The sequence below is a fragment of the Spirillospora sp. NPDC052269 genome, assembly GCF_040679435.1.
Classification (GTDB): Bacteria; Actinomycetota; Actinomycetes; order Streptosporangiales; family Streptosporangiaceae; genus Spirillospora.
Map to the genome: position 1 here is coordinate 363858 of NZ_JBFAUU010000005.1, position 13861 is coordinate 377718.

A 13861-nucleotide genomic window follows, 5' to 3' on the forward strand; every position below is an offset into this window, starting at 1 on the left:
ACCAGTATCCCGGACGGGGAGCCCTGACCCGGCCGGCCCTCAGTCGCTCGTTCCCGCAGAGACGGACGAACCCCCAGTGAACACCGATCTCGTCGTCGCCGGTTCCGGATTCTTCGGCCTCACGGTCGCCGAACGCTGCGCGACCGACCTCGGACTGCGCGTCCTGGTCGTCGAGCGCCGCGACCACGTCGGCGGCAACGCCTACAGCGAGGACGACCCGGAGACCGGCATCGAGGTGCACCGGTACGGCGCGCACCTGTTCCACACGTCCAACGAGCGGGTGTGGGACTACGCGCACCGGTTCACGCGGTTCACCGACTACCGGCACCGCGTGTACACCACGTTCAAGGGCCGGGTCTACCAGATGCCGATCAACCTCGGCACGATCTGCGAGTTCTTCGGCCGCGCCTTCTCGCCGGACGAGGCGCGCGCGCTGGTCGCCGCCCAGGCCGCCGAGATCACCGCCCCGGCCAACCTGGAGGAGAAGGCGATCTCGCTGATCGGGCGCCCGCTCTACGAGGCGTTCATCCGCGGCTACACGGCCAAGCAGTGGCAGACCGACCCGCGCGAGCTGCCCGCCGAGATCATCACCCGGCTGCCCGTCCGGTACACCTTCGACAACCGGTACTTCGCCGACCGGTACGAGGGCCTTCCCGTGGACGGGTACACGGCGTGGCTCGAGCGGATGGCCGACCATCCGAACATCGAGATCAGGCTCGAGACCGACTTCCTGGACGACCTGCGGGACGACGCGGCGGGGAACGTCCCGGTCGTCTACACCGGCCCGCTCGACCGCTACTTCGGATACGCCGAGGGCGACCTCGGCTGGCGCACGCTCGACTTCGAGACCGAGGTGCTGCCGACCGGCGACTTCCAGGGGACCCCGGTCATGAACTACGCCGACGAGGACGTCCCGTACACCCGGATCCACGAGTTCCGGCACTTCCACCCCGAGCGCGACCGGTACCCGTCCGACCGGACGGTGATCATGCGCGAGCACTCCCGGTCCGCCGGACGCGGTGACGAGCCGTACTACCCGGTCAACACCCCGGCCGACCGCGCCCGCCTGCTGGCCTACCGCGACCTCGCGCGGGCCGAGGACGGCGTCCTGTTCGGCGGGCGCCTCGGCACCTACAAGTACCTCGACATGCACATGGCGATCGCCAGCGCCCTGAGTCTGGTGGACAACAAGCTGCGCCCGCACTTCACCGAGGGCGCGCGTCTCGCAGGGGGAGCCGACCAGTGACGACCGAGCCCTCGACCGAGCCGTCGACCGGCGCCGCGGCGGAGCCCGCGGGCGACCTGAGGGTCCTGCAGCGGGTCGTGCTGCCCGCCGACCGCGACCTGGACGTCCTCAAGCTGTACGTCGAGGGCGGGATAGTGCGCGGCGCGGAGGCCCTCGCCGCGCAGGACTGCACCGGCGACGACCGGCACACCGTCGTCGTCCCGGTCGGCGCGCGCGTGTCGTTCGCGACCTACTTCAACGCGTTCCCGGCGAGCTACTGGCGGCGCTGGACGAACCTGGACGAGGTCGTGCTCCGCGTCCGGGTGCGCGGCCAGGGCAACCTCGTGGTGTACCGGTCCAGCGCCAAGGGCCACGTGCAGCGCGTCGCGGCCGTCCCGGTCGACTCGGACGAGCCGGTGGAGGAGACGCTGACCCTGACCCTCCAGCCGTTCATCGACGGCGGCTGGTACTGGCTGGACGTCCTGGCGGGCGAGCGCAGCGCCGTCCTCGAGCTGGCCGAGTGGTGCGCCGACCCGGCGGAGGCGCGGAACGGGCGGCCGGGCCGCGTCAGCCTCGGCATCACGACCTTCAACCGCGCGAAGTTCTGCGTGGACCAGCTGCTCGCGCTCGGCGGCGCCCCCGAGGTGCTGGACGCCGTGGACGCGATCCACGTCGTCGACCAGGGCACGGGCCGCGTCCGGGAGCACGCCGACTACGACCGCGCCGCCGCCGCGCTCGGCGGGAAGCTGAACCTCGTCGAGCAGGGCAACCTCGGCGGCTCGGGCGGGTTCTCGCGCGCGATGGACGAGACGCTCCGCGCCGGGGCCAGCGACTACCTGCTGCTGCTCGACGACGACGTCGTCACCGAGACCGAGGGCGTGCTGCGCGCCGTCGCGTTCGCCGACTTCGCCCGGACGCCCACGATCGTCGGCGGCCACATGTTCAACCTGTTCGTCCGCTCGCAGCTGCACGCCTACGGCGAGACGATCGAGCGGTACCGGTGGTGGTGGCAGGAGGCGCCGCACACCCGGCGCGAACACGACTTCGGGAAGTCCGCCGACCCGCGCGCCGGGAAGCAGGAGAGCGCCGGGTCGCTGCTGGAGACCGACTGGCTGCACCGCCGCGTCGACGTGGACTACAACGGCTGGTGGATGTGCCTCGTCCCGGTCGAGATCATGCAGAAGGTCGGCCTGTCCATGCCGATGTTCATCAAGTGGGACGACGCGGAGTACTGCGTCCGCGCCGGGGAGGCGGGCTTCCCGACCGTGTCGCTGCCCGGCGTCGCGGCCTGGCACGTCCCCTGGCAGGACAAGGACGACGGGATCGACTGGCAGGCGTACTTCCACGAGCGGAACCGCCTGGTCACCGCGCTGCTGCACTCGCCCTACGACCGCGGCGGCAACCTGGTCAAGGAGAGCTTCATCGTCACGGTGAAGCACGCGCTGTCCATGCAGTACTCGACCGCCGAGCTGATGCTCACGGCGATCGAGGACGTGCTCGGCGGACCGTCCCACCTGCACGCCGGGATCGGCGCGAAGCTGGCCGAGATCCAGGCCTTCCGCGCCGCCTTCCCCGACGCCCGGGCGCGCCCGTCCCACGAGGAGTTTCCGCAGGTCAGGCGGCGGGTTCCGAAGAAGGGGCGCGGAGTGCACGCGCCGCACGGCCGGGCCGAGGTGCTCACCCGGGCGGCGCTCGGCGCGCTGCGCCAGCTCCGGCCGCTGGACGCCGGGGCCGAGGGCAACCCGCAGATCGTCGTCCCGCACGTGGACCGGCACTGGGGCGTCCTGTCGAAGTTCGACAGCGCCCTGGTCTCCTCGGCGGACGGCACGAAGGTCGCCTGGTACCGGCGCGACCCGGACCGGTTCCGCCGGATCATGACGCGCGCCTCGGCGCTGCACGCCCGGCTCGGCCGCGAGTGGCCGGACCTCGCCGTCCAGTACCGGGCAGCGCTGCCGGAGCTGACCGCGCCCGAGACCTGGCGGCGCACCTTCGAAGCCAACCCCGCCACCCCTGGCCCGGCCCCTGCCCCCGCCCCGGCTCCGGCTCCGTCCGCGGACGGCTGATGGTCGTGTCCTCCCCACGCACGCCGGACGATCCGTACCCGCGGCGCGAAGAGTTCATCCCGGGCGGCCCACCCCCGTCCGGGCCCCCGTCCGACCCGGTCCCCGGCCACGGCCGTCACTCCCGTCCCCAGGACCCGGAGTCCGACCCCGGCATCCTCTTCGCCCCGGACCCCGCCCCCTTCACGCACCCCACGCCACCGACGCGTGCCTCCTTCGAGACCCCCATGCCACCCCTGGAAGCGCCCCCCGAACCCCCCACCGCCTACGACCGGTACGCCCCCGCGGCCTTCGAGCCGCCCGCAGGGCCGCGCGACGCTTCGCTGCGGGACGCTTCGCCGTCCAACGAGCCGTCGCAGCCCGCGCCGCCGTCCCCTGCCGCTGCGGTGCCGCAGCCCGCGCCGCCGTCTCTTGCCGCCGCGGCGCCGCCGGTGTCGCCCGCGGTCGCTCCCGAGCCGCTCGCGCCCGCGCAGGGCGGGGGGCTCGTCAGGGATCCCGCGCTGCTCACGGCGGACGACCTGGCCGGGATGCGGCCGCCGGAGGCGGGCGGTGGGCTGGAGCAGGTGTTCCGCCGCCGGTACCTGCTGCGGCTGCTGGTGCGCCGGGAGCTGAAGGCCCGCTACAAGGGGTCGCTGCTCGGCCTCGGCTGGTCGTACGTGCGCCCGGCCGTCCACTTCGGCGTGTACTTCTACATCGTCGGCGTCTTCCTGGGCGTGAACAAATCGGTCGAGGACTTCCCGATCTACCTGTTCTCCGGGATGGTGCTGGTCAACCTGTTCACCGAGACGCTGCACTCGTGCACCCGGTCGGTGACGGGCAACGCCCCGCTGGTCCGCAAGGTGTTCCTGCCGCGCGAGATGTTCCCGGCGGCGTCGCTGCTGGTCTCGCTCGTCCACTTCCTGCCGGGGCTCGGCATCCTGTTCGGCGGGGCGATCGCCTACGGCTGGCGGCCCACCCCGGACGGCCTGTTCGGCGCGGCGATCGCGTTCGCGCTGGTCGTGTCGTTCGGGCTCGGGCTCGGGCTGATCTGCGCCGCGGTCAACGTGTTCTTCCGCGACCTGGAGCAGGTCGTGGACATCCTGATGATCGTCATCACCTGGTCGGTGCCGATGATCTACCCCTGGATGCACGTGCGGAGCAAGGCCCCGCACTGGGTGCTGGACCTCTACCTGGCCAACCCGCTGGTCTCGGCGGTCAGCCTCTTCCAGCGCGCGTTCTGGTACCCGGGCACGACCCGGACGTTCGTCTTCCCGCCGCACATGCTCGACCGCGCGTCGTTCTCGCTCGCGGCGTCGCTGCTGGTCCTGGCGTTCGGCCAGTTCCTGTTCGCCCGCGCGCAGCGCCGGTTCGCCGAGGAGCTGTGAGATGACCGGCCCGTCCATCGTGATCGACTCGGTGAGCAAGCGGTTCACGCTGCGGCACGCCCGGTCGATCAAGGAGATGACCGTCCGCGCGTTCCGGCGGCAGAGCCTGTCGGAGACCTTCAACGCGCTGGACGACGTGAGCATGGTCGTCTACCCGGGCGAGACCGTCGCGCTGATGGGGCTGAACGGCTCGGGGAAGTCGACGCTGCTGAAGATGATGTCCGGGGTGATGCGCCCGGACACCGGCCGGGTGCTCGTCGGCGGGCGCGTCGCCGGGCTGATCGACGTCGGCGCGGGCCTGCACCCCGAGCTGACCGGCCGGGAGAACGTGTACCTGAACGCGGCGATCCTCGGCATGGGCGACCGCGAGACCAAGGAGCGGTTCGAGGAGATCGTCGAGTTCTCCGGCGTCGGCCGGTTCCTGGACAACCAGGTCAAGTTCTACTCGTCCGGCATGTTCATGCGGCTGGCGTTCTCCATCGCCGCGCACACCGAGCCGGACATCTTCCTGATCGACGAGGTGCTGGCGGTGGGCGACCCGCCGTTCCGGGAGAAGTGCCTCGACCGGATCCGGGAGCTGCGCGGCGAGGGCCGCACGATGGTGATCGTCGCGCACGACATCGCGATGCTCACCGAGCTGTGCGACCGGGGCGTGATGATGCGCGCCGGCCGGAAGATCTTCGACGGGGACGTGGCGGAGGCGGGCGCGATGTGGCGGACCGACCGCCGCTCGCGCCGGGCGCTGGTGGACGCGCCGCCCGCGGCCCCCGCGGGCGGACGGAAGGAAGGGCAGGGCGTTGGCTGAGCAGGAGACCGGACGGCTTTCCGCCGGGCGCCGGGAGTCCGGGACGCGGGTGTCCGGGCGGCCGGAGTCCGGGACGTGGGAGACCGGGCGGCCGGAGCACGGGCGGCCCGTCCTCGCGGACGTGCACAGGGTCCTCGCGGACCGGCAGTGCGCGGCGCTGTCGCTGGACGTCTTCGACACGGTCCTGTGGCGCCGGGCGCCCCGTCCGACCGACGCGTTCGCGCTGCTCGCGCACCGGCTGCGCGACGCCGGCCTGTGCCCGGAGTGGGTCACGGACGCCACCTTCCGCCGGATGCGGATCGCCGCCGAGAAGAAGGCCCGCACCGAACGCGGCGGCCTCGGCTCCGAGGTGTCCCTCTCCGACATCTGGGCCGCCATGCCGCTGGACGGCGACCCCGGCCGCCTCACCGCCGCCGAGGTCGCCCTCGAACGCGAGATCACCGTCGTGGACGAGGACATCGCCGCCGTGATCCAGGCGGCGGCCAAGCACGGGATCCCGATCGTCCTGGTCTCCGACACCTACTTCAGCGGCGACCAGCTGGACCGCCTGCTCGACCGTCCCGGCCTGGAGCCGCTGCGCGACGCCCGTGTGTACCGCTCCAACCAGCACGGCACCGACAAGGGCAAGGGCCTCTGGGAGATCGTCCTGAACGACCTGGGCCTCTCGCCGCAGCAGGTCGTCCACATCGGCGACAACGAGATCGCCGACGACCGGGTGCCGGGGGAACTGGGCGTCCGGACCGTCCACTACGTCCGGCTGGACGACCCCTACCGGGCCATGCTCGAACGCGAGGCCGAACCCCTCGACGGCGACGGCCCCGACGCGCCCGACCTGGACCCCGTCCACGGCGACCACGGCCTGACCAGCCTCCGCGCGAAGGCCCTGCACGCCACCGGGCCCCACCCGTCCACCGCCCTGGACGTCGCCTGGCGCTTCGGCGCGGCCGTCATGGGACCGGTCCTCACCGGCTTCGCCGAGTGGGCCGCCTACCGCGCGCACGAGACGGGCGTCCGCACCCTCTGGTGCCCGATGCGCGAGGGCGAACTCCTCAGCGAGCTCATCAACGCCGCCGCCCGCGCCCGCGGCCTGGACGTCACCGCGAAGCCGGTCTGGCTGTCCCGCTTCACCACCTCGCTGGCGGGCCTCGACCCCCACGACGAGGACGCCGTCCACGCCTTCTGCCGCAGCGGCTACCGGATGACCGTCCGCCAGGCCCTGGAGGCCCTCGGCCTGCAAGCGGGCGAGGTCCCCGGCCTCGCCACCGAACTCACCACGATCATCGACAACGGCGACATCGCCGAACGAGTGGCCCGGACCCTCACCGAAACCCCGCACCTGCGCAACCGCATCGCCGAAACCGTCACCGCCGTCCGCGAACGCCTCCTGAAGTCCCTCCGCGCCGCGGGCGCCCTGGACGGCGACGACCTCACCCTCGTGGACCTCGGCTGGGGCGGCACCATCCAGCGCCAACTGGGCACCGTCCTGGAACTCGCCGGAATCGACCTCCGCCCGTCCGGCCTCTACCTCGCCACCGACCGCCGCTCCGAACGCCTCTACCTGGCCGGCCTCCGCGCCGAGGGCTACCTGGCCCAGGCGGGCCACCCGTCCTGGATCGCGGGCACCCTCACCCGCAGCCCGGAGATCATCGAACAGAGCGTCAACGCCCTCTGCGGCTCCCTCATCGGCTTCACCACCGACGGCGGCCCCATCCTCGGCCCGGTCTCCGACTCCCCGTCCCAGAACGCCGAACGCCGCCTCGTCCACGACGGGGCGCGCGCCTTCCAGCGCCTCTGGAACCGGCACGCCGAGCAGGACGGCTGGCCCACCCTCGCCGAGGACGGCCCGGTCCGCACCCGCCTCGCCCGCATCCTGGTCGCCGCCCTGGAGCAGCCGGCCCCCGAGGAGGCGGCCGTGTTCGGCGTGTGGGGCCACGAGGACAACTTCGGCTCCGACCTGGTCACCCACCTCCTCCCGGACGACCTGCGCGCCGCGATCCCGTACCTGCACCCGGCCGCCCTCGCCGACCTGCACATGCGGGACTCGTTCTGGCCCGCGCTCCTCGCCGCGTCCGACCCGCAACTCGCCGCCCTGACCCGCGCCGTCGCGCGCGGCGACCTCCCCGCCGCGGCCCTGGAACCCGCCGGGGACCCGACGGAGACCCGCCTCCGCTACCGGACGGACGACGACCGCTGGCACGAGGAGATCCGGTCCCGCGTCCGGGTCAACCACAACGGCCTGTCCTTCGCCCGGCTGCGCTTCGAACACCACGACACCGTGGACATCTCGCTCGCGGTTCCCGGCCGTCCGGCGATCGTCCGGGTGGACTGGATCGAGGCGAAGGTCCTCGCCGAGGGACGCCGCGGCGAGCGGGTCCTTCGCTGGGACGACCCGGAGGACTTCGTCGGCCTGCACTACGCCGACTGCCGCTACCTCGGCGGCAACCTGGTCGAGTTCTTCGTCCCGCACGCCGCGATCTGGCTGCCGCTCGCACGCCGCGCGGGGGTGCCGGTCGTGTCGTCCGGCGAGATCACCGTCGCGTTCGCGATGCTGCCGCAGTCCCGCTCCGGATCGGCGGCGCGGATGCCGGTGGACCGGCAGGCCGCCAACTCCGCGCGGCGGACGCGGCTGACCAACCGGCTCAGGGAGGAGTACCAGACCACGGGGGTCAAGGGCGTGGCGGCGGGCGCGAGCCGCGTCGCGCGCCGCAAACTCGGAGGGACACCTTGACATCGGGTTCTCGGGACGACCCGCACGCCCAGGCGCGTGCCGCACGTGAGCTTCCGCTTCTCCTGCACTCCATGGCGTTGTTCCGGGAACTCTTCGCCGCGCTCTTCGCGGCCCGGACGATCACCTCGGTGGTCGAGGTCGGTGTCGAGTCCGGCCGGGTGAGCTCGGTCTACGCCGACCTCGGCGCGACCGTGTCCTGCGTCGAGCCGTACCCGACCCCCGAGCTGCGCGAGGCGTTCGCCGCCGACCCCCGGCTGACCCTCGTGGAGGGCCTGTCGCCGCAGGCGCTGGCCGACCTTCCTCCGGCCGACCTGTACGTGCTGGACGGCGACCACAACTACGCCGTCGTCCGCGCGGAACTCGACTGGATCACCGCCAACGCGCCGGATGCCGTCGTCGTCCTGCACGACGTGCTCTGGCCTTCGGGCAGGCGCGACCTGTACTACCAGCCGACCCCGCTCGCACCCGGCGACGTCCTCCCCGACTCCCCGGACGGCCCGACCGTCTGGCATGACGCACTGACCCCGGCGGGCTTCGTGGGCGGCGGCTCCTACACGACCGCCCTCGCGGCGGGCGGAGAGCGCAACGGGGTGCTCACAGCCGTCGAGGACGCGATCGCGGCGGCGACCGGCGACTGGCGGCTGGAGATCGTCCCGGCCGTGTTCGGGTTCGGCCTGCTCGCCCGCCAGGACGGCCCCGGCGCATCCGCGCTGTTCGAGGCGATCGCGCCGTTCACCTCGTCCGCGCTGCTCGCGGCGATGGAGAACAACCGGATCGCGCTCTACACCCGCGTCCTGCAGCTCCAGCACGAGACCGAGGCGCGCACCGGCGACGCCAACCGGCTCGTGGAGACCATCACCGCCCAGCGCGGCGAGATCGAGCGACTGCGCGCCGAACTCGTCCAGGCCGACAAGGAACTGGTCGTGCGCCGCGCCGAACTCGACGAACTTCGGGCCGAGGCGGCGGCGGTCAGAGCAGCCGCCGCCGAACCGGACGAAGACCTCGGCGCGGCCCTGACCGGCCTGCGCCGCGCCGCCCGCGCCCGCCTGCGCGGAGCCGGAGGCTCCCGATGACCGCCGGACGGCTCCGCCTCGTCACCCTGCTCGCCTTCCTCGGCTTCTTCGGGACCGGCGCGGGCTGGGCCATGTCCACCCCCTGGGACGGCGGCCCCGACGAGCAGGCGCACATCACCCGCGCCGTCGGCGTCGTCAAGGGCGGCTTCACCGCCGGACCCGACCACGTGACGGTGCCCGGTCTGGAGTACCCGCTCGCGGGCGTCTACCAGAACGTCCCCGCCGACGACGTGCACGTGACCCCGCCGTGCTTCGTCGGCAAGCCGGGCAAGGTGCCGAGCGACTGCAGGAACCGGAACTGGCGGCCGGGGCCGTCCGGAACCGACGTCCGGTACTTCACCACCACCGGCCGCTACCAGCCGACCTACGGGCTGCTGGTCGGCTGGCCGCTGCGCTGGTGGCCGGGCACGACCGGCCTGCTGCTGTCCCGGCTGGTCGCCGCCGCGCTCGCGGCCGGGCTGCTGGCGTTCGCGGTGCGCGCGGCGGTCGGCTGGGCCCGGCGGCCGATGCTGCTCGCCGGGATCCTGGTCGGGGCGACCCCGATGGCGCTGCACCTCACCGGTGTGATCAACCCGAACGGGCTGGAGATCGCCGCGGCGGTCGCGATGTGGACGGCGCTGGTGCCGCTGGTGCTGGACCGGGACCGTCCGGTGGACCGCAGGCTGCTCGTGCTCGCCGGGATCGCCGCCGCCCTGCTCGCCTGGACCAGGCCCGCCGGGCCGGGCGCGGTCGCGGTGGCCGGGATCGTGCTGCTGCTGACGGCGGGCCGCGAACGCCTGCTGCGGCTGGTGCGCGACCGCGCCGTCCTGTGGACCACGGGCCTGGTCTTGTCCGCCTGCCTTGCGTCCGGCGTCTGGACGCTGGTGATGAAGGCGACCGAACTCGTCCCGCAGCCCTACGGCAGGGACCTCGGGATCGTGGACGCCGCCCAGCTCGTGCTGGTCGAGCGGATCTCGTTCTACCTCAAGTCGATGGTGGGCTTCTTCGGCTGGGTGGACGTCCCGCTGCCGGACGGCTTCTACGCGGTCTGGTTCGCGGCGGCCGGGTTCCTGGCGCTGACCGCGCTGGTCGTCGGACACCGCACGGACCGGCTCCGGCTGGCCGTCGCGGTCGCCGTCGCGTTCGCGCTGCCGCTGGAGATGGACGTCGTCGGCGCCAAGCAGGACGGCATGACGGCGCAGGGCCGCTACATCCTGCCGTTCGCGGTGGGCGCGGCGCTCATCGCCGCGTACACGATCAGCGAGCGCTCGACGTTCGGCCCGGCGGTGAGCCGTTCGCTGCTGGGCTGGCTGGCGGTGGCGGTGCTGCCGATGCACTTCGTCGCCCTCGCCTACACGATGGTCCGGTACCAGCACGGGCTGGTGTCCGGCGGTAGGGTCCCGTCGATCAACCCGCTGACCGGACGCTGGATCCCGCCGTGGGGGGCGTTCCCGCCCGTGGCGGCGGCGGTCCTCGGCCTCGCCGCGCTCGGTACGGTCGTCTGGTTCGCGACGCGGATATCCGGTAAGGACGGACATGAGCGACTACATCTCCAGCGTGGCCATGCACCAGGAGACCTGGGGCACGTTCCTGGAACCGGACCGGTCCCTGGTGGACGCCCCGAACCTGCATGAGGCCCTGCGTATCCCGATCAGGAGTGGGCACCGCGCGGAGATCTGGGACTTCAAGGGCCGCAACCCGGTCTTCGACCGGACCGTGGACCGCGTCACCGGCTTGGACCTGGCCTGCGAGGACCAGTGCAGCGCCTACCACTACTTCGACCTGTTCGAGAAGGTCGAGGTCGATCACGAGGCGCTGACCCGGATCGTGGACCTCGGGGTCTTCATGGGGGGCTCGTCCGCCGTCCTCGCCGGGTGCGTCGAGCCGATGGGGCTCGAACTGGACCTGGTGGACGCGAACGCGGACTATCTCCAGTTCACCTGCGAGCGGTTGCGCCGGACGTTCCCCGGTGCGGTTCCGCGCGTCCGGATGTTCCATGGCGACCTGCCGACCTACACGGCCGAGGTGCTGAGCGCCGAGCCGCGGACCCGCGCCCTGGTCCACCACGACGGCGCGCACGACTTCGAGCAGGTCGTGAAGGACGTGAGCGCGCTCTGGTTCGTTCGGGACCGCGTCCATGCGCTGGCGGTGCACGACACGCACCTGCGCGGCGGCGTCACTCGGCTGAACTTCGTGGACGCGGCCGTGCACGCGGTCTTCGGCCCGGGGGTTCCGCACGAGGGCTTCGGAGCGCGTTTCCCGCACGACGCGCCGGTCACCGCCCCCAACGAGTGGGACGGCAACTATTTCCTGGCCGACCAGCCCGAAGGCATGTACATCCGGTTCGAGGGCGTGGAGTGGAGGTACCCGCACCCGTCGATGACGCTGGACGACTTCCTGCCGACGAAGGCCGCGCCGTCCGCCTGAGCCTGATCGCGGATGCCGGTGGCCGGATGCGGTCAGTTGTGCTGAGGGAAAAGGTTGATCTTCGGTGCAGGTGGACCCGGTGACCGGAATGGGGGTTCGAGTCGGGCATCGGGGGCCGTGTTCGGTTGAACGGGGCGCGCGGGCGGGAGAAGGTCTTTACTCTGGGCGGGGAGGATCCGCAGCCGAGCCTGCCCTGAAGTGTCCGCACCGTCCTGTGACCTGGGGTCTGCCGACGTGACCGATGTGCCGAGCGGTTCCGTGGGTGCGCGCATGGTGCAGGCCGACCGCCTGTACGTCGGGTGGCGGTACGCGCAGGTGCACCAGGATCCCGGGCCTCCGCCCACGCCGGACGAGCCGGAGCCGCCGCGTCCGGAGGACGGCCGGGACGGCCCGGACGGACGGTCCCCGTATGCGACCACCCGCGTCCTGAGTGACGACCTCCTGACCGGACGGCCCCTGCGCGTCATCGCGGCCGGAGGCGGCGCGTTCGCCGCGCTCATCATGCTGTGCGCGATCCTCGGGGTGCTGCCCTGGGCGTTCGCCGGGGCGGGCCTGGTCGCGTGCGCGGTGGTGCTCGGCATCACCGGGGCGCCGCTGTGGCGTAGCCGCCAGAACGCGCTGGCCCGGAACGAGGCCGAGGCCGTGCGGGCCGCGCGTGAGCGGATCGTGCGGGAGAAGGAGCGTGCGGCCCTCGCGCGTGCGCACGAGGACGCCCAGCGCGCCTGGGAGCGGAAGCGGTCCGCCTACGAGGCGCAGCGCGAGTGGTACCCCGTCGCCGTCCCGCCCGGGGTCGACCGGGTCGACGTCGTCGGCGGGACGCTCGCGGGGTGGACGGCCGCCGTCACGACCATGGGCGCGGCGCGGCTCGCGGTCGGCGCGCGGGTCACGGTCATCGACCTCTCGGAGGGCGCGGTCGCGCGGGACCTGCTCGGCGTCGCGGCGCAGCGCGGGGACGACCCCCTCGTGTGGGTCCTGCCCGGCGACCTGCCCCGGCTGGACGCGACGCGCGGGCTCACCCCCGAGGCGCTCGCCGACGTGCTGTCGCTCGTCGTCGGCGCCGGGGAGGAGGAGGGCGGGACGCGCGACCTGTCGTTCGACAACTCCATCCTGGAGCGGATCCTCGAGGTGCTCGGCCCGGACGCGACGATCCCGCGCATCACGGCCGCGCTGCGCGTGCTCGCGCAGGTCGGCGACCCGCGCGACGACCTGCGGCGGGGCCTGCTGACCGATGACGAGCTGGCGCGCGTGGCGTCCCTGTTCGGGCGCGACGCCACCGACCGGATCGTCATCAAGCGGGCGTGGGCGCTGGAGGCGCAGCTGCGGAAGCTGGAACGGCTCGCGGCCGAGCCCGTCCGCCTGCCGCCCTCGCGGCTGCACGTGATCTCGATGGACCGGCGCGCGGGCGTCCTCACCAACCGCGTCCTCGGGACGTACGTGGCGACCGCGCTGACGCACCGCGTCCGGGAGGCCCCGCCGTCCGGGCACTGGGACCACACGCTCTTCCTGTGCGGCGCGGAGAAGCTGCGCGGGGACGTCCTGGACCGGCTCATCGACGCCTGCGAGGCCACCGGCACCGGGCTCGTCCTCATGTACCGCTCCATCACCCCGCACGTGCGCGAACGGCTCGGACGGCGCGGGCACGCGGCGGTCGGGTTCATGCGGCTCGGCAACACCGAGGACGCCCGCGTCGCCGCCGAGCACATCGGCGCGGGCCCGCCGCTGCTCGTCGCCGAGATCACCGACGTGGTGGGGGAGAACCTCACCGATCCGTACGACGGGTACGCCAGCACGGTCGCGTTCGCCCGGCGGCGTGGCGACGACCTGACCGACCCCCCGTGGACGCCGCTGCCCGGCCCCGCCGCCGACGACTCGGTGCTGGTCGAGCAGATCAGCACCGCCACGTCCTGGGGCGCGAGCCTGGCCGGGACGCCGGAGGGCAAGCAGCGGCACCGCGAGCTGGTCGTGGAGCCCGCGCAGCTCCAGGAGCTCCCGCCGACCGCGATGGTCTTCACGCACGCGGGCGGCTCGGGACGCCGGACGCTCCTCCTGGACGCCAACCCCGGGATCATCACCCTCCCGACCGCGCACACCATGGAGTTCGAGGAGTACCTCCGCGAGCAGCAGGCCCTCCCGGAAGCCGGGGACGAGGACTGACGCGACGGGCTCCGGGCGTCGTCAAGCCGGTGGCGTCCGCGCCGGG

The 13861-nt window shown here is 73.1% G+C and carries 9 protein-coding genes; all 9 read left to right on the plus strand.

What is annotated here, in order from left to right; all coding sequences use genetic code 11:
* Positions 1-76: 76 nt before the first annotated feature.
* The 9 genes from glf (at position 77) to AB0L06_RS13175 (ending at position 13815) form a co-directional block, all read left to right on the plus strand.
* Positions 77-1246, plus strand: a complete 1170-nt coding sequence (gene glf / locus AB0L06_RS13135) for a UDP-galactopyranose mutase (protein ID WP_500231177.1) — start codon at positions 77-79, stop codon at positions 1244-1246.
* Positions 1243-3288: a glycosyltransferase gene (locus AB0L06_RS13140; protein ID WP_500231178.1), complete on the plus strand. Its 2046-nt coding sequence runs from the start codon at positions 1243-1245 to the stop codon at positions 3286-3288. The genes glf and AB0L06_RS13140 overlap by 4 nt, the downstream gene beginning before the upstream one ends.
* Positions 3288-4649 (plus strand): ABC transporter permease, encoded by a 1362-nt coding sequence (locus AB0L06_RS13145; RefSeq protein ID WP_500231179.1) that lies wholly within the window; start codon positions 3288-3290, stop codon positions 4647-4649. Before AB0L06_RS13140 ends, AB0L06_RS13145 begins: the two co-directional genes overlap by 1 nt.
* Before the next feature lies 1 nt (position 4650).
* Positions 4651-5454, plus strand: a complete 804-nt coding sequence (locus tag AB0L06_RS13150) for an ABC transporter ATP-binding protein (RefSeq protein WP_500231180.1) — start codon at positions 4651-4653, stop codon at positions 5452-5454.
* Positions 5447-8182, plus strand: a complete 2736-nt coding sequence (locus AB0L06_RS13155; RefSeq protein WP_500231181.1) for an HAD family hydrolase — start codon at positions 5447-5449, stop codon at positions 8180-8182. The genes AB0L06_RS13150 and AB0L06_RS13155 overlap by 8 nt, the downstream gene beginning before the upstream one ends.
* Before the next feature lie 71 nt (positions 8183-8253).
* Positions 8254-9255 carry a class I SAM-dependent methyltransferase gene (locus AB0L06_RS13160; protein ID WP_500231182.1) on the plus strand — a complete coding sequence of 334 codons (1002 nt, stop codon included), beginning with the start codon at positions 8254-8256 and terminating at the stop codon, positions 9253-9255.
* Complete coding sequence (locus tag AB0L06_RS13165) at positions 9252-10868, plus strand: DUF2142 domain-containing protein (protein ID WP_500231183.1); 1617 nt, start codon at positions 9252-9254, stop codon at positions 10866-10868. The genes AB0L06_RS13160 and AB0L06_RS13165 overlap by 4 nt, the downstream gene beginning before the upstream one ends.
* Complete coding sequence (locus tag AB0L06_RS13170; protein WP_500231184.1) at positions 10771-11661, plus strand: class I SAM-dependent methyltransferase; 891 nt, start codon at positions 10771-10773, stop codon at positions 11659-11661. The genes AB0L06_RS13165 and AB0L06_RS13170 overlap by 98 nt, the downstream gene beginning before the upstream one ends.
* Before the next feature lie 270 nt (positions 11662-11931).
* Positions 11932-13815 carry a hypothetical protein gene (locus tag AB0L06_RS13175; protein WP_500231185.1) on the plus strand — a complete coding sequence of 628 codons (1884 nt, stop codon included), beginning with the start codon at positions 11932-11934 and terminating at the stop codon, positions 13813-13815.
* Positions 13816-13861: the final 46 nt, after the last annotated feature.